General features: G+C 41.8%; 13 protein-coding genes, 2 tRNA genes and 3 rRNA genes. 2 read left to right on the top strand and 16 right to left on the bottom strand.

What is annotated here, in order from left to right; genetic code table 11:
- Window positions 1-35: 35 nt before the first annotated feature.
- Genes rplS through rpsP form a run of 4 tightly spaced genes read right to left on the bottom strand, consistent with a single transcriptional unit; the run spans window position 36 to window position 1944 of the window.
- A complete protein-coding gene (rplS, locus tag BWP33_RS04105; RefSeq protein WP_002641826.1) occupies window positions 36-404 on the bottom strand; it encodes a 50S ribosomal protein L19 in 369 nt (122 codons plus the stop codon).
- 25 nt (window positions 405-429) lie between these two features.
- On the bottom strand, window positions 430-1179 hold the full coding sequence (gene trmD, locus BWP33_RS04100) for a tRNA (guanosine(37)-N1)-methyltransferase TrmD (protein WP_002641827.1): 750 nt from the start codon (window positions 1177-1179) through the stop codon (window positions 430-432).
- Window positions 1179-1688: a ribosome maturation factor RimM gene (gene rimM, locus BWP33_RS04095; RefSeq protein ID WP_040628904.1), complete on the bottom strand. Its 510-nt coding sequence runs from the start codon at window positions 1686-1688 to the stop codon at window positions 1179-1181. The genes trmD and rimM overlap by 1 nt, the downstream gene beginning before the upstream one ends.
- A 7-nt stretch (window positions 1689-1695) precedes the next feature.
- The gene (gene rpsP / locus BWP33_RS04090; protein ID WP_002641829.1) at window positions 1696-1944 is read right to left on the bottom strand and encodes a 30S ribosomal protein S16; all 249 of its coding nucleotides are present in this window, start codon (window positions 1942-1944) and stop codon (window positions 1696-1698) included.
- A gap of 173 nt (window positions 1945-2117) precedes the next feature.
- On the opposite strand from rpsP, the gene alr reads away from it, so the two are divergent.
- Complete coding sequence (alr, locus tag BWP33_RS04085; RefSeq protein WP_002641830.1) at window positions 2118-3176, top strand: alanine racemase; 1059 nt, start codon at window positions 2118-2120, stop codon at window positions 3174-3176.
- A gap of 55 nt (window positions 3177-3231) precedes the next feature.
- Here the strand turns inward: alr and BWP33_RS04080 are convergent, their stop codons facing one another.
- From BWP33_RS04080 to BWP33_RS04030, 12 genes are all read right to left on the bottom strand, one after another.
- A complete protein-coding gene (locus tag BWP33_RS04080) occupies window positions 3232-4209 on the bottom strand; it encodes an SGNH/GDSL hydrolase family protein (protein WP_158666810.1) in 978 nt (325 codons plus the stop codon).
- Window positions 4210-4376: 167 nt separating this feature from the next.
- Window positions 4377-5273, bottom strand: coding sequence for an SGNH/GDSL hydrolase family protein (locus BWP33_RS04075; RefSeq protein WP_104930316.1), 897 nt, complete (start codon window positions 5271-5273; stop codon window positions 4377-4379).
- Window positions 5240-5488, bottom strand: a complete 249-nt coding sequence (locus tag BWP33_RS12320) for a hypothetical protein (RefSeq protein WP_158666809.1) — start codon at window positions 5486-5488, stop codon at window positions 5240-5242. The genes BWP33_RS04075 and BWP33_RS12320 overlap by 34 nt, the downstream gene beginning before the upstream one ends.
- Entirely contained in the window at window positions 5475-6902 is a 1428-nt protein-coding gene (locus BWP33_RS04070; RefSeq protein WP_002641833.1) for an MBOAT family O-acyltransferase, read from the bottom strand. The genes BWP33_RS12320 and BWP33_RS04070 overlap by 14 nt, the downstream gene beginning before the upstream one ends.
- A gap of 200 nt (window positions 6903-7102) precedes the next feature.
- Window positions 7103-7576: a ComEA family DNA-binding protein gene (locus BWP33_RS04065; protein WP_002641834.1), complete on the bottom strand. Its 474-nt coding sequence runs from the start codon at window positions 7574-7576 to the stop codon at window positions 7103-7105.
- A gap of 110 nt (window positions 7577-7686) precedes the next feature.
- A 5S ribosomal RNA gene (gene rrf / locus BWP33_RS04060) occupies window positions 7687-7798 on the bottom strand.
- 162 nt (window positions 7799-7960) lie between these two features.
- Window positions 7961-10848 (bottom strand): 23S ribosomal RNA (locus BWP33_RS04055).
- A gap of 489 nt (window positions 10849-11337) precedes the next feature.
- Window positions 11338-11413, bottom strand: a tRNA-Ala gene (locus BWP33_RS04050).
- 10 nt (window positions 11414-11423) lie between these two features.
- A tRNA-Ile gene (locus tag BWP33_RS04045) sits at window positions 11424-11500 on the bottom strand.
- A 103-nt stretch (window positions 11501-11603) separates the two neighbouring features.
- Window positions 11604-13146 (bottom strand): 16S ribosomal RNA (locus BWP33_RS04040).
- Together the 16S, 23S and 5S rRNA genes with 2 tRNA genes alongside form the textbook arrangement of a ribosomal RNA operon.
- A gap of 426 nt (window positions 13147-13572) precedes the next feature.
- Window positions 13573-13773, bottom strand: a complete 201-nt coding sequence (locus tag BWP33_RS04035) for a hypothetical protein (RefSeq protein WP_002641835.1) — start codon at window positions 13771-13773, stop codon at window positions 13573-13575.
- A gap of 14 nt (window positions 13774-13787) precedes the next feature.
- Entirely contained in the window at window positions 13788-14216 is a 429-nt protein-coding gene (locus BWP33_RS04030; RefSeq protein WP_002641836.1) for a hypothetical protein, read from the bottom strand.
- A gap of 168 nt (window positions 14217-14384) precedes the next feature.
- On the opposite strand from BWP33_RS04030, the gene ligA reads away from it, so the two are divergent.
- Window positions 14385-16781: an NAD-dependent DNA ligase LigA gene (ligA, locus tag BWP33_RS04025; protein ID WP_002641837.1), complete on the top strand. Its 2397-nt coding sequence runs from the start codon at window positions 14385-14387 to the stop codon at window positions 16779-16781.
- Window positions 16782-16788 lie beyond the last annotated feature (7 nt).

Here is a 16788-nt window from a genome sequence, read left to right as displayed (position 1 = left end):
ATCAACAGACTAAATGGACGTTTTGAATAAAAAAGTTAGCCTTGTTTGCGTGCAGGCAATTTTTCTTTGATGCGTGCTGCTTTACCCGTCAAGCCACGCAAATAATACAATTTCGCACGGCGTACATCACCACGGCGTTTCACTTCAATTTTTTCTACGCGTGGAGAATATAATGGGAACGTACGCTCAACGCCTTCGCCATTAGAAATTTTGCGAACGATGAAGTTACTGTTCAAACCACGATTTTTGCGAGCAAGTACCACGCCTTCATAGGCTTGCAAACGAGTACGATTACCTTCAACCACACGCGCCCACACAACAACGGTGTCGCCTGGTGCAAATTCAGGGATTTCTTTGTTCAAACGAGCAATCTCTTCTTGCTCTAACTGTTGAATTAAATTCATATTTTTTCCTTAATATAATATGGACTTATCCGTTGCTTTCGGCACGAATCTCGGCTAAAAGTCGGATTTCCTGTGGGAGTAAATCGCGCTTTTCCAATAAATCTGGTCGGCGCATTAACGTACGGCGCAGCGACTGTTTTAACCGCCATTCCGCAATCAACGCATGATTTCCCGAAGTTAAAACTTCTGGCACAGTCATGCCTTGGAATTCTGCTGGGCGCGTGTAATGTGGATAATCCAATAAACCACCAGCAAATGAATCTTGTTCAGCCGATGTGATTTCGCCTAAAACATTCGGTACAAAACGCAGTACCGCATCCATCAAAATCATTGCAGGCAGCTCGCCACCCGACACCACAAAATCGCCAATACTGATTTCTTCATCAACACTGCTTTGCAATACACGCTCATCAACGCCTTCATAGCGTCCACATAACAAAATCAAATTATCCAATTGTGATAATTCAACTGTTTTTTGATGGGTTAACGACACACCTTGCGGACTCAAGTAAATCACACGCGTTTTTTTCAGGCTGCCTGAAATATTTTGTTTAGCAAAATCAATAGACTTTAGTAATGGCTCTGCCATCATAACCATGCCTACACCACCACCAAACGGTCTATCGTCAATATAACCAAGTTTATTATCAGCAAATCGACGCGGATTAATGGCAGCAAATTGCCAAATCTTTTGTTGATATGCTCTTCCTGTTACGCCATATTCAGTGATGCTGGCAAACATTTCAGGAAACAGCGTAATTGCTTGAATAAACATCAATAATCTACACCCCAATCCACCGTAATGGTTTGGGTTAATTCATTGACATCATCAATAAATTGTGAAACAAAGGGAATGAGTTTTTCGCCAAATTCACCCTTGACCACCAATACATCGTGTGCGCCCGTTTCCATAATATTAATGACTTCGCCCAAACAAGCATTATCACGATTATGAACCTGCATACCCATCAAATCAGTCCAGTAGAACTCATTTTCATCAGGTTCGGCGAACTGTTCACGCGGGATGTAAATCGTGTAACCACGCAACAACGCAGCTGAATCACGGTCTTGAATTTGTTCAAATTTAACATGCAATTCGCCGTTAGCAACGTGTCCATTCAGCAAAGTTGCCATCATGACATCATTACCTTGCACCAAACGCCATTGTGAGTAATCCAACAAACTATCAGTGTATTCGGTGCTTGGTTGAACTTTAACCCAACCTTTCACACCAAACGCACCCTTAATATAGCCCATGGCTACCCAATTTTGCATATTATTCATAAATTAATTAAGCAGCAACCTGTTGCTCTTTAACCAATTTTGCAACGGCTTCACTCAGTTGTGCGCCTTGAGAAATCCAGTGATTCAAACGGTCAGCAGCGATGCGAACGCGTTCTTGTTTTTCATTGGCAACAGGATTATAAAAACCCACACGCTCAATGAAGCGACCATCACGACGGCTGCGACTGTCAGCTACAATGATGTTGTAAAAAGGACGTTTTTTAGAGCCACCACGGGCTAAACGGATTGTTACCATGTGTTCAATTCCTTTGGGAAATTAGGGATATATAGAAAACTGGTTATTTTAGTGCGTTTCATGGGTTTTAGGCAAGTATTATTTGATTTTTTAACGGTTATTGTGTGAATTCGTAGAAATCAGTCCTATAATTCATCTTTCTTTAATTTTCAGGCTGCCTGAAAGGATAAATCATGCGCCCACTTTTTTGCGAAATTCGGTTAAATTATTTGCGCGAAAACTACCAAATTCTGAAAAAAATTCACGGAAAAAAATTATTAGCAGTTATCAAAGCCAACGCCTATGGTCATGGCGCAGTCCAGTGTGCCCAAGCGTTGCACGATATTGCGGACGGTTTTGCGGTCGCATTTTTAGAAGAAGCGATTGAATTACGCGAACACGGCATCACTCGTCCCATCGTTTTGTTAGAAGGTACTTTTGATGCGAAAGAATATGATTTAGTTGAACAATATGATTTATGGACTGTTATTCATCAACAATCGCAATTGGAACTTTTTTTGGCACACGACTGGCGTAAACCGACAACCGTATGGCTGAAAATGGATAGTGGTATGCACCGCACTGGCTTTTTTCCACATCAGTTTGCGGCAGCGTATACTGCATTATCACAAAGCGATAAAATAGCTAACATTGTTAAAATGACGCATTTTTCTTGTGCTGATGAAGCTGAACGCAGCATGACAGATATGCAAATTGAATCATTTGATTTAGGTTGTCATGGCTTAACTGGCGAAGAAAGCATCGCCAATTCTGCTGCCATGATTCGCTTTCCCGAAGCCAGACGTGATTGGGGGCGTGCAGGTTTGGCACTATATGGTGTTGACCCAACTGGAGAATTTTCAGGCAGCCTGAAACCTGTGATGCGTTTAAGTAGCCGTATTTTTGCAGAACGCATTTTGCAACCACATGAACCCATCGGCTATGGCGCAAATTTTTATACCAAACGATCTACACGCGTAGGCTTAGTCGCTTGCGGTTACGCAGACGGCTACCCACGCAACGCCCCAAACGAAACGCCAATTTTAGTCAAAGGGTTACGCACAAAAATCATTGGACGTATTTCCATGGATATGCTCACGGTAGATTTGAATGACAGCCACGAAGGTGTGGGCGATGAAGTTGAATTATTTGGCGATTTGATTAATGTTCAAGAAATTGCTGACGCGGCTGGCATGATTCCGTATGAAATCTTGTGCAATATTAAACGCGCAAAACGTGTTTATTTAAAATAAAATTTCAGGCAGCCTAAAAGTCATTCATTCTTTTCAGGCTGCCTGAATCTTTATATTATTCAGACAATTGTATAATTTTTTGCGCCAACTGATTGCCTATTTTTTGATAACCCATTGCTGTGAAATGCACACCATCAGGTTGCGCCCATTTTTTTGCAATCCATTGATTCATATTACATTCTCCACCCATCGCATCTTGCCATGACCAATAAATTGCACCTTGTTCCTGCGCGATTTCTTGTTGCATTTTCTGCATTTCAGTTAAACGCAGTGGACGCGTACCACAACCCTTACCCTTTTGCGTTAAAGATTCGGGTGCACCCACAATCAAAATACCCGCATCAGGTAATTTCTGATGAATATTTTGAATAACTTGCCGCCAATACTGCGCGGTTTCTTCCACATTCAATTGCGGATTAAACGCTTCATTTGTGCCATACGCCAAAATCACCAAATCCGCTTTAGTCTGTGCCAAATCATCATACCAATTCTTGCGCCAGCCCTGCGAATTCGCTAATTTCGCGCCATTAATCCCCAAAGCTGAAACAATCACGCCTTTGGGTTGCGTATTTTCAATATTTACCAAACCCACTTGCCAAGTTTGATTAGGAGCATTTAATTGTATCGGAAGAGACATTCTGGCAGTAAAATTGCGCCATTCAGTTTCTGATTGATTGGAAACAGTAAAAACCTGACCTGTTGCATCAATCACATTAAATGTACTAAATACCTGAAGTGGCTTTATCATAAACATAATATTTTGAGGCTCATAGGCAGATGAATTGGCTGAAATTTGCAAATTTTCTTGCGCAGAAGATTGCGCCACAATGCCACCCAAAGGAAAATCTGCTATATCTTTTCTAAAATGATTCAATATGTTCCACTGTCTGCCTGAATAATTTACTAAACTATTTCGTTGTCCTTTAATTTGATTCGGGTACACCCAACCAATGCCTCCATCACCCCATTTTTGTTGCAGTATACGGCGCAATTCATCAGTTAAAAAACCACCTGCAGTATGTGAGTCCCCCAACTGCACAATTCTAAATTTAACATCATTACCCTGATTTAATTGATGTAATTTATATTGCCAACGGGATACAGCAACCTGTGAATCTTCTGCCTCCGCAAAAACAGGAAATGCTAAAAAATTAAATAAAAGAAATATAAAAATGCGTTTTATCATATCAATAAATAAAATTAAGGATTTTTCAGGCTGCCTGAATCTGCATTTTCCTGATAATTAATATAACTAGCGATATAATCCGCCATAAATTGTTGCCCACGCGTAGTTAAATGAATACCATCTTTGGTTCGTACCTGAACCGTTTCACCATCAAGTACCATAGAATCTTGATAATTTTCCGCACCATCACTTAACAAACGATTGATTGGCAACCACAACACATTATCTTTTTGGCTTAATTCTTGAGATAATATATCTTCTAAATAGTGCATTTGTGTATTTAAAACAGGACGTTTCATATAAGGAATCCCCAACCAAATAACTTTTGCTTGAGATTGATGAGCCGCTTGAACAATACGATTCACACGCGCCAAATAGGCATGTTTCCAAGCATCGGATTCAAATTTCAAATAAGGAATACCTTTATCAGTCGCAGGGTTTGGAAAATCCCAAGGGTCATTTGCACCAATCAAAATAATTAATAATTTCAAATTTTTATCTTGAGAAAATGTATGTTCAATCGTAGCTGGCCAATCAAAAAAACTGGGATAAGCCAATCCTGTACTTTGTTTACTTAAGTTAATAGAATCAATTTGATATTGACTTTTGAGCCATTTTTGCAAATGTGGCGCAATTCCCTGCATAATAGAATCACCAGCAAAAAGCACCTTATCGCCAGCTTGAAGATACACTGCTTTCTCATCTTCTTTTTCAGGCTGCCTATTTTCAAGAGCAGATGCCTGCGTCATCGCCGTAGTGGCATTAACTTGCGTTGTAACAGTTGATGCCGCGATTGGTTCGGTTGTTGTTGTCCATTGTTTCTCCCAATTTTGATTCTGCTGATTAAATTTCTGATTTACATCATCATAATAACCAGTTAAATATTCACGAATATTTCCCCCCATCGCCATACACCAAATCGATTCAATGATTCTAAAGGACTCGCACGATGATAAGTTTGTTGCCAATACGCATTAATAGAACGTTGCCCCAACCAAGCTGTCAAAAAAACCGTTATCAGTAACATTAAATACAAAGCAACATATTGACGAAAATGAGAAAATTTTCCTTTTTTCTTAGGAAAGACAATGATTTTAGGTTTTGCTTCTGGGTCAGAAATTAGCATAAATAAATCTCGGAATACCTGACGGCGCAACAATTAATAAAAACAATAAAATCAAAGCAATAGGAACAGACCATGACCATACAGGCAGACATTCCAATACTTGAACTGATTGATTAAAAATTGCCACCGTTTTTTTGTATAATAAAAGAGTTAAAAATAACAATATTAATAGAGAAATAATTTTCAAATTGGGCATAACCAAACCATACCCACCACCTAATAATGATTGAAAAATCAATCTCGCATCATTCAAACTGTCGGTACGGAACACAACAAAACTCATGCTCACAAAAGTAAATGTAAGAAAAATACTCAATACTTTAGTATATTTGGAATATTGACTCAATGCATCATGTCCAAATTTTTTATCACTAATATTCAAAAGGATAAAAGCCAATCCATGCAAAAATCCCCATATCAAAAAATTCCAACCATAACCATGCCAAACTCCCGATAAAATCATCGCCAACATGACATTTATCTGAGTTCGCACAAACCCTACCCTATTTCCACCTAATGGAATGTAGATATAATCACGAATCCACGCCGACAATGTCATATGCCAGCGTTCCCAAAAAGTGCGAATATTATGTGAAATCAAAGGGAAGTGAAAATTTTGCGGCAACTGAAAACCCAAGAACATCGCCAAACCCATCACCAAATCCGTATAACCTGAAAAATCCAAAAATAGTTGTACTGTATAACCATAAATAGCAGTCAATACTGTAACTACATCATATTGCTGTGGATTTTCAAAAATTGGATTCACTAAGTTATCTGCCAACCATCCGACCAGCCACCATTTTTTAATAATCGCAAGTAAAATCAAACTAGTTGCTAATGCTGGACGAATCATAAAACGTGATTTTTTAATATTTAATTGACTAATTATACCTGTTTGCCTACCTAATATACTTTTCTGTTCTTCTAATCTAATAATGGGTCCAGCTGTAATAGTTAAGAAAAAACCAAAATATAATAATAGATTAAATAAGCTTAATTTTAAATTTTTATGATGATAAATTGAGATTAAATATGCAATAGCTTGAAAAGTATAATAAGAAATACCCAAAGGCATAAGCACATCAATATCATGTTGCCAAAATCGCTGCACATCTGCACGAAAAAAATCAAAATATTTAAAAAATCCCAAATGAAACATTGATATTACAATACCAAAAATCAACCAATGCTTTTTTCTACTTTTATTCTGAATAATTCTATTACTAACCCAATAAATAAAAAAAGAAAAACCAATAATTTCATATAAAAATGATAAATTAATATTACCCAACAATATCCAACTAACTACTAATAATAGAAAATTTTGAAAACGTGGGAAATTTCCAAAACTCCAATAAATGGGTAGAAAAAACAACCAAAAAATAACAAATTCAATGGATAAAAAAGGCATAGGATAAGCAAAAATACAATGTTACCACATCATAACATAGCAATGATAAAAATCAAATTATCTTTCTTTATGATTTTAAGGCTGCCTGAACGACTTCAGGCAGCCTTAAGGCAAATGAATCAATTTTATAGATTTACAGAAAAATTATTAAATATAAAAAGAAAACAAACCGAACACCTAAGAAGCATTTAGTAATACGATTAATCACCCTTTTCTTCAATTGATTCTTTTTGAGGCTTTGACTTTTGAGTAGTAGGTTTATCTGTCAAGGTAACACGTTCACGCATTTTTTCAAGGGTTTTATCGCCAATACCTTTTACTTGATTAAGTTCATCAATACTTTTAAAACCATTATGTTCTTCACGATATGCGATAATATTTTTAACTTTGGCTTTACCAACGCCAGTACCTTTAAGGACGTTAACCAGTTCATCTGCGGTAGCAGTATTGATATTAACAGGTGTACCTGTAAATGGAGCGGCAGGTTTACGAGTTCTTTTGGTTGTTGTTAGTTCGCTATTAGAGGTCTGATCATTATCTTCTGTAACAACGCTCGATGCCATTAATCCAACTGGTATTGCGTTATTATTTGAAGTTTTTTGTTCTTGCCCACAAGCAGTTAAATTCAATAAAGCTGAAATACATAGGGCAAAGATAGAACTTTGGAATTTCATATTAGTCTTTCAAATTAAATTCTTTATTTTAAAATAAATTTAGCAGTTAATCAATGCTAAAAATCCCTTAGCACACAACATAGATTGGCTAAGGGATTTTTGAATAAAGAGTTTGGCGATGACCTACTTTCGCATAGGAACTATACTATCATCGGCGCTGGTTTGTTTCACTGTCCTGTTCGAGATGGGAAGGAGTGGGACCAAACCGCTATGGTCGCCAAACATAAACTGTCAAATTGGTAAGCCGTTGGTAAGATAATTTTAATTTTTCTTACCCTATTTATTCTTTAATCAACTGATTTTTTGAGTGATGAAGTGTATTCATCAGTAAGCTTTATCTTTGTGCTTTGGTATTTCTATTTCTTCCAAAGTCCTTCAAATGATAGAGTCAAGCCTCACGAGCAATTAGTATGGGTTAGCTTCACGCGTTACCGCGCTTCCACACCCCACCTATCAACGTCCTGGTCTCGAACGACTCTTTAGTGTGGTTAAACCACAAGGGAAGTCTCATCTTCAGGCGAGTTTCGCGCTTAGATGCTTTCAGCGCTTATCTCTTCCGAACTTAGCTACCCGGCTATGCTTCTGGCGAAACAACCGGTACACCAGAGGTTCGTCCACTCCGGTCCTCTCGTACTAGGAGCAGCCCCCGTCAAACTTCCAACGCCCACTGCAGATAGGGACCAAACTGTCTCACGACGTTTTAAACCCAGCTCACGTACCACTTTAAATGGCGAACAGCCATACCCTTGGGACCGACTACAGCCCCAGGATGTGATGAGCCGACATCGAGGTGCCAAACTCCGCCGTCGATATGGACTCTTGGGCGGAATCAGCCTGTTATCCCCGGAGTACCTTTTATCCGTTGAGCGATGGCCCTTCCATTCAGAACCACCGGATCACTATGTCCTGCTTTCGCACCTGCTCGACTTGTCGGTCTCGCAGTTAAGCTACCTTTTGCCATTGCACTATCAGTCCGATTTCCGACCGGACCTAGGTAACCTTCGAACTCCTCCGTTACTCTTTGGGAGGAGACCGCCCCAGTCAAACTGCCTACCATGCACTGTCCCCGACCCGGATGACGGGTCTGGGTTAGAACCTCAAAGACACCAGGGTGGTATTTCAAGGACGGCTCCACAGAGACTGGCGTCTCTGCTTCTAAGCCTCCCACCTATCCTACACAAGTGACTTCAAAGTCCAATGCAAAGCTACAGTAAAGGTTCACGGGGTCTTTCCGTCTAGCAGCGGGGAGATTGCATCTTCACAACCATTTCAACTTCGCTGAGTCTCGGGAGGAGACAGTGTGGCCATCGTTACGCCATTCGTGCGGGTCGGAACTTACCCGACAAGGAATTTCGCTACCTTAGGACCGTTATAGTTACGGCCGCCGTTTACTGGGGCTTCGATCCGATGCTTGCACATCTTCAATTAACCTTCCAGCACCGGGCAGGCGTCACACCCTATACGTCCACTTTCGTGTTAGCAGAGTGCTGTGTTTTTAATAAACAGTCGCAGCCACCTATTCTCTGCGACCCTCAGATGCTTACGGAGCAAGTCCTTAACATTAGAGGGCATACCTTCTCCCGAAGTTACGGTATCAATTTGCCGAGTTCCTTCTCCCGAGTTCTCTCAAGCGCCTTAGAATTCTCATCCTGCCCACCTGTGTCGGTTTGCGGTACGGTTCTGATTCAACTGAAGCTTAGTGGCTTTTCCTGGAAGCGTGGTATTGGTCACTTCATGTCCGTAGACACTCGTCATCACGTCTCGGTGTTAAGAAAGAGCGGATTTGCCTACTCTTTCCACCTACTGGCTTAAACAAACTATTCCAACAGTTTGCTAACCTAACCTTCTCCGTCCCCACATCGCATTGAATCAAAGTACGGGAATATTAACCCGTTTCCCATCGACTACGCATTTCTGCCTCGCCTTAGGAGCCGACTCACCCTACGCCGATGAACGTTGCGTAGGAAACCTTGGGCTTTCGGCGAACGGGCTTTTCACCCGTTTTATCGCTACTCATGTCAACATTCGCACTTCTGATACCTCCAACAATCCTTACGAATCACCTTCTCAGGCTTACAGAACGCTCCCCTACCATATACTAAAAGTATATCCGCAGCTTCGGTTATAGATTTGAGCCCCGTTACATCTTCCGCGCAGGAAGACTCGACCAGTGAGCTATTACGCTTTCTTTAAATGATGGCTGCTTCTAAGCCAACATCCTGGCTGTCTGTGCCTTCCCACTTCGTTTACCACTTAATCTATCATTTGGGACCTTAGCTGGCGGTCTGGGTTGTTTCCCTCTTGACACCGGACGTTAGCACCCGATGTCTGTCTCCCGAGGAGCAACTTGATGGTATTCTGAGTTTGCCATGGGTTGGTAAGTTGCAATAACCCCCTAGCCATAACAGTGCTTTACCCCCATCAGTCTCATACTCGAGGCACTACCTAAATAGTTTTCGGGGAGAACCAGCTATCTCCGAGTTTGTTTAGCCTTTCACCCCTATCCACAGCTCATCCCCGCATTTTGCAACATGCGTGGGTTCGGACCTCCAATGCGTTTTACCGCACCTTCATCCTGGCCATGGATAGATCACTCGGTTTCGGGTCTACACCCAGCAACTAGTCGCCCTATTAAGACTCGGTTTCCCTACGCCTCCCCTACTCGGTTAAGCTCGCTACTGAATGTAAGTCGTTGACCCATTATACAAAAGGTACGCAGTCACACCTTAACGGTGCTCCCACTGTTTGTATGCATCAGGTTTCAGGTTCTATTTCACTCCCCTCCCAGGGTTCTTTTCGCCTTTCCCTCACGGTACTGGTTCACTATCGGTCGATGATGAGTATTTAGCCTTGGAGGATGGTCCCCCCATATTCAGACAGGATTTCTCGTGTCCCGCCCTACTTCTCGTATACTTAGTACCATCATTGAGATTTCAAATACGGGGCTATCACCCACTATGGCAGAAGTTTCCAATTCTTTCTTCTATCTCAATAATTATCATATACAGGCTACTCCGCGTTCGCTCGCCACTACTTGCGGAATCTCGGTTGATTTCTTTTCCTCTGGGTACTTAGATGGTTCAGTTCTCCAGGTTCGCTTCTCTAATCCTATGTATTCAGATTAGGATACACATTGCTGTGTGGGTTTCCCCATTCGGACATCGCGGTATCAATGCTTTTTTGCCAGCTCCACCGCGCTTTTCGCAGGCTTACACGTCCTTCTTCGCCTATCATCGCCAAGGCATCCACCTGATGCACTTATTCACTTGACTCTATCATTTGAAGAACCTTCTGACTTCGTAGATACTGGCGTTGACTGCCAGCATTACTTAGATTCTCTAATCTGACAAAGCTTACTGCTTTGTTGTGTATTGTTCTTGCCTTTTGTCTTTCAAGAACAATTGATACAATCATCACCCAAATTCTTATGATTTGCTTATTTCTTCTTTCAGTACCAATACCTTTTCAGGCTGCCTGAAATGTGAACACTACTTGTTGCATCAAACAGCATTCTAAACAAATCAACATTGTCTTTGTTTGTTGATTTCGGCTTTCCAATTTGTTAAAGATCAATGCGTTTCTTAAATCGCAAATTAAAGTAAGTTATAAAAAGTAAGTTATAAAACTATCTAGTAAACAACTTCTTCGTAAACAACTTCCACAAACTCACTTTAATTTGAAATTTCTACTTTTAAATTCTACTGTTCAGCTCTACTTCTAAATATTTGACTTCTAAATATTTGGTTCTACCTCTAAATATTTGGTGGAGGCAAACGGGATCGAACCGATGACCCCCTGCTTGCAAAGCAGGTGCTCTACCAACTGAGCTATGCCCCCAATTAGGTCTTGGTGGGTCTGGTAGGACTTGAACCTACGACCCCACGCTTATCAAGCGTGTGCTCTAACCACCTGAGCTACAAACCCATTAAGTCGTCTCTATTCTTTTGCTCTTCGCATTCTTGCTCTTCGCATCTCAATTCAGTATACCGATAAGTGTGAGTACCTAACAATCTCTTCTTTTCTCTAGAAAGGAGGTGATCCAGCCGCAGGTTCCCCTACGGCTACCTTGTTACGACTTCACCCCAGTCATGAAGCATACCGTGGTAAGCGAACTCCTCGCGGTTATTCTACCTACTTCTGGTATCCCCCACTCCCATGGTGTGACGGGCGGTGTGTACAAGACCCGGGAACGTATTCACCGCAGTATGCTGACCTGCGATTACTAGCGATTCCGACTTCATGCACTCGAGTTGCAGAGTGCAATCCGGACTACGATCGGTTTTTTGGGATTGGCTCCACCTCGCGGCTTGGCTACCCTCTGTACCGACCATTGTATGACGTGTGAAGCCCTGGTCATAAGGGCCATGAGGACTTGACGTCATCCCCACCTTCCTCCGGTTTGTCACCGGCAGTCTCATTAGAGTGCCCAACCAAATGATGGCAACTAATGACAAGGGTTGCGCTCGTTGCGGGACTTAACCCAACATCTCACGACACGAGCTGACGACAGCCATGCAGCACCTGTGTTACGGCTCCCGAAGGCACTCTCCCGTCTCTGAGAGATTCCGTACATGTCAAGACCAGGTAAGGTTCTTCGCGTTGCATCGAATTAATCCACATCATCCACCGCTTGTGCGGGTCCCCGTCAATTCCTTTGAGTTTTAATCTTGCGACCGTACTCCCCAGGCGGTCAATTTCACGCGTTAGCTTCGCTACTAAGGCATCTAGTGCCCCAACAGCTAATTGACATCGTTTAGGGCGTGGACTACCAGGGTATCTAATCCTGTTTGCTACCCACGCTTTCGAGCATGAACGTCAGTGCTATCCCAGGGGGCTGCCTTCGCCATCGGTATTCCTCCACATCTCTACGCATTTCACTGCTACACGTGGAATTCTACCCCCCTCTGACACACTCTAGCTACCCAGTTCAAAACGCAGTTCCCAAGTTGAGCTCGGGGATTTCACATCTTGCTTAAGTAACCGTCTGCGCTCGCTTTACGCCCAGTAATTCCGATTAACGCTCGCACCCTACGTATTACCGCGGCTGCTGGCACGTAGTTAGCCGGTGCTTATTCTTTAGGTACCGTCATCAGCATCTGATATTAGCAAATGCCTTTTCTTCCCTAACAAAAGTACTTTACAACCCTAAGGCCTTCTTCATACACGCGACATGGCTGGATCAGGGTTCCCCCCATTGTCCAAAATTCCCCACTGCTGCCTCCCGTAGGAGTCTGGGCCGTGTCTCAGTCCCAGTGTGGCGGATCATCCTCTCAGACCCGCTACGGATCGTCGCCTTGGTAAGCCTTTACCCCACCAACTAGCTAATCCGATATTGGCCGCTCAAATAACGCGAGGCAGTTGCCTGTCCCCCGCTTTCTCCCTCAGGACGTATGCGGTATTAGCCATCCTTTCGGATAGTTATCCCCCATTACTCGGTACGTTCCAATATTATACTCACCCGTTCGCCACTCGCCGGCAGTAATGCAAGCACTACCCCGCTGCCGTCCGACTTGCATGTGTAAAGCATGCCGCCAGCGTTCAATCTGAGCCAGGATCAAACTCTTATGTTCAATCTCTAACTTAATAACTTCTGGTCTGCTTCAAAGAAACCAACAAAGAGTAATCGGCTCAGCACCTATTACAATCTTGTCTGTTTTTTCTTGCAGTGTGAGACCATCAGGCACTCACACTTATCGGTATTCTGTAATTTTAAAGAGCTTCAAATAATCCTTGTACTCAGCCAAATAAACCAGTAAACTAATTCGTTTTGACTAACTCAACCGCCGTAGCAGCGAAGAACCGAACTATACGCCTATACCCAAAAACCGTCAACAAAAAATAACCCCTCATCTCAAACAAAATTAATAACTACATTGTTTCTTAACAATATTTAATCTCAACATAATCGCAGTTTTTAAACACTTCCTGAAAATAAAACTCAAAAGTATGGCGAAATTAAACAAAAATACTTCATTTAATTTCGCCGTCAAACAATATTACAAAGCTCCACGTGCTCGCATACATGCTTTAATTTTCCCTTGTCGGGTAAACTCATCAGCAATGGAGCGATAATGTGTAGCACAATCGTTTTGCACTTGACTGCGATTAACCCCCGTGTTGGAAGCAACATCTGTGCTGGCACAGGCATTCAATACACCCAAAACACCCACAATTACTAAAATATCAATCATTTTCATAAAAATACTTCCTTTCATTGAGAATTTTTTTGACGAATTTCAACCAATGTCCGTTTTAGTTCATCATCGTTTTCTGCCATCTTATCAAGTGTCGCGCCCTGATTTTTATTTATTAATAAACAAGCAACCTGAGCATCATACACCGCACTTATATCTTTTAAATCAATTTTAGGATTGCCCGCCACTTCATCGCGACAATCATCATATGAGGCAGAAAAAGCTTTAACTTGCTCTTCATCAATACCAGAATTCATAATGCTGCTTTGCATCTTCTCTGGCAAATTTTTCACCAATTCAGGTGCTACAGCTTTTACTGTACGTTTAGTAACATCTGCCGCCATATCTTGACCACCATGATTCCAAACAAACAACCCCACTCCTGTCGCTGCCGTGCCAATCATACCAATAATTTTAGTTTTGACTTTATTGTTGCTTTCTTCCATTATTAAAAACTTTCTTAAAAATTAGAATTTTATCAAAAAAAAAAAAAACAATTAATTATTTTATAGAATAATCCACAAGTTAATCACAAAATAATTTTAGATAATACGTTTTTTCTGTTTTCCAGTACAATTTCATAATGATTGATTCTTTTCAAATAACCCGAAACCATGTCTCAAAATAACCAAATCCAACAACAAATCAAAATATTAACCGAAAAACTCAACCGCTACGCCCATGAGTACTACACACTAGATGCACCCAGCGTACCCGACAGCGAATACGACCGCCTATATCGCGAATTGGAAGCCCTAGAAATGGCGTATCCCACTTTCAGGCTGCCTGAAAGCCCAACTCAACGCGTGGGCGGTGCAATTTTGCGCGAATTTGCCAGTGTGCGCCATAAAATCCCAATGCTATCGCTAAATAATGCCTTTTCACCGTTAGATGATAACGGTAAATTTATTCACACTGAAACCTTGGCATTTGACGAGCGCGTACGCAAAGATTTGGAGCTAAGCAAAGTAGAATATACAATTGAGCCAAAATTTGACGGTTTGGCAATTAGTTTATTGTATCAAGACGGTATTTTTATTCAGGCCGCCACGCGTGGCGATGGCATAACGGGCGAAGATGTTACCGAAAACATCAAAACCGTGCGCAATATCCCATTGAAATTACAAGGTCAATATATTCCTGATTTAATTGAAGTACGCGGCGAAGTATTGATGCTAAAAAAAGATTTTGAACAACTCAATCAACGCCAAATTGCACAAAATCAAAAAACCTTCGCCAATCCGCGTAACGCAGCAGCAGGCAGCCTACGCCAACTCAACTCGCGCATTGCTGCTGAACGTAAATTGCATTTTTTCGGCTACGGCATCGCGCAATTCAGTGGTATACAGCCTGAAAATGCACCCAAAACCCATGCGGAAGAATTATTGTGGTTGCAAGATTTGGGGTTTAGCTTACCAACTGGAAATTGGCATATTTGCGCAAATATCGCCGAAGTTTTACAACAATATGAAAATTTAAATGCCAAACGTTCAACTTTACCCTATGAAATTGATGGCATGGTTATCAAAGTAAATTCATTGGCAGAACAAGAAAAATTAGGCTTTGTTTCGCGTGCGCCACGTTGGGCAATCGCGCATAAATTTCCCGCCGAAGAAGCCATGACACAGGTAGAAACCATTGATGTACAAGTCGGGCGAACAGGAGCCATTACACCTGTGGCGCGGCTGAAACCCGTATCAGTGGGTGGCGTCATCGTTATCAACGCAACTTTGCATAATCAAGACGAAGTGTCGCGCAAAGATATACGCATAGGAGACACGGTCGTGGTGCGCCGCGCAGGCGATGTGATTCCCGAAGTGGTGCGCGTGGTATTGGAACATCGCCCGATGAAAATCGTGGAAATTCAATCAAATAATATTCAAGACGATTTATTCCCCACAACCAAAACGCAATCTGTACCCGAATTTCCCCCTTTCAGGCTGCCTGAAAATTGCCCTGTTTGTGGCAGCGCAATAGAACGCGAAGCAGGTGAAGCGATAGCACGTTGCACGGGTGGCATGATTTGCAAAGCACAACGCAGCCAAGGACTTATCCACTTCGCCAGCCGCAAAGCCATGGACATTGTTGGTTTGGGAGACAAACAAATTGAAGCCTTGGTTACGCAAGATATTTTGCATAGTTTTGCCGATATTTATCAATTGGATATTGAAAAATTGCAGCAAATCAAAGACAGCAAATCCAGCGCAACCAAATGGGCAGAAAATATTTTGATTGGTATCGAAAATAGCCGTAAACCTTTGTTATCACGATTTTTATATTCGCTAGGCATTCGACACGTCGGTGAAAGTACCGCAAAACAGCTTGCCAATGCGTTTGGCGATTTAGCGACCGTTCGCCATGCGCCCGAGCCTGTGTTGGCATGCTTGCCTGACATTGGCAGTGTAGTGGCACATTCCATCGCGCATTATTTCAGGCAGCCTGAACAACAAAAATTGTTGGACGACTTATTGCGATTCGTTGAACCACAACATACTGTTTTAACAATTAATATATGCGACTTTGCCAAACCAGCGCGTTGGTTATCGCGGCTACCAAGTTACAAATTAAGCGAAAAACGGGCGCAAGAATTGTGGGATTTAGCAGGCAATTCGGTAGATGGTTTACTTACCGATAGAGTATTGCCACGAGAATGGCAAGATTGGCGCAAGATTGCCGAAAATGCTGCACTTTTGCGCGAAATTGATGAATCTTTAACGAAATTTGATTCAAAACAAAACGAAGCATATTATTTACCGCTAGGTACAGGCAGCCTGAAAAGTGAAATAACAGGAAAAACCTTTGTATTAACAGGAACTTTACCAACTTTAAAACGCGAAGATGCAGCAGCAATGATTGAAGCCGCAGGTGGTAAAGTTTCAGGCAGCGTGTCCAAAAAAACCGATTTTGTCGTGGCAGGTGAAGCGGCTGGTTCTAAATTAGAAAAGGCGTTGAGTTTAGGCATTACTGTATTGAATGAAGATGAGTTTTTGGCAATGTTTCAAGCTGATTGAAAGCTTT

The sequence above is a fragment of the Simonsiella muelleri ATCC 29453 genome (assembly GCF_002951835.1).
In the GTDB taxonomy this organism is placed as follows: Bacteria; Pseudomonadota; Gammaproteobacteria; order Burkholderiales; family Neisseriaceae; genus Simonsiella; species Simonsiella muelleri.
This window is presented reverse-complemented; position numbering and strand designations above follow the sequence as displayed.

Bases quoted from the DNA above. Each gene is read 5' to 3' on its own strand.
- BWP33_RS04065 (WP_002641834.1), bottom strand. From the start codon at position 7,576: ATGAAATTCCAAAGTTCTATCTTTGCCCTATGTATTTCAGCTTTATTG.
- BWP33_RS04075 (WP_104930316.1), bottom strand. From the start codon at position 5,273: ATGGCGATGGGGGGAAATATTCGTGAATATTTAACTGGTTATTATGAT.
- ligA (WP_002641837.1), top strand. From the start codon at position 14,385: ATGTCTCAAAATAACCAAATCCAACAACAAATCAAAATATTAACCGAA.
- BWP33_RS04030 (WP_002641836.1), bottom strand. From the start codon at position 14,216: ATGGAAGAAAGCAACAATAAAGTCAAAACTAAAATTATTGGTATGATT.
- alr (WP_002641830.1), top strand. From the start codon at position 2,118: ATGCGCCCACTTTTTTGCGAAATTCGGTTAAATTATTTGCGCGAAAAC.
- rpsP (WP_002641829.1), bottom strand. From the start codon at position 1,944: ATGGTAACAATCCGTTTAGCCCGTGGTGGCTCTAAAAAACGTCCTTTT.
- BWP33_RS04035 (WP_002641835.1), bottom strand. From the start codon at position 13,773: ATGAAAATGATTGATATTTTAGTAATTGTGGGTGTTTTGGGTGTATTG.
- trmD (WP_002641827.1), bottom strand. From the start codon at position 1,179: ATGTTTATTCAAGCAATTACGCTGTTTCCTGAAATGTTTGCCAGCATC.
- BWP33_RS12320 (WP_158666809.1), bottom strand. From the start codon at position 5,488: ATGCTAATTTCTGACCCAGAAGCAAAACCTAAAATCATTGTCTTTCCT.
- rimM (WP_040628904.1), bottom strand. From the start codon at position 1,688: ATGAATAATATGCAAAATTGGGTAGCCATGGGCTATATTAAGGGTGCG.
- rplS (WP_002641826.1), bottom strand. From the start codon at position 404: ATGAATTTAATTCAACAGTTAGAGCAAGAAGAGATTGCTCGTTTGAAC.
- BWP33_RS04070 (WP_002641833.1), bottom strand. From the start codon at position 6,902: ATGCCTTTTTTATCCATTGAATTTGTTATTTTTTGGTTGTTTTTTCTA.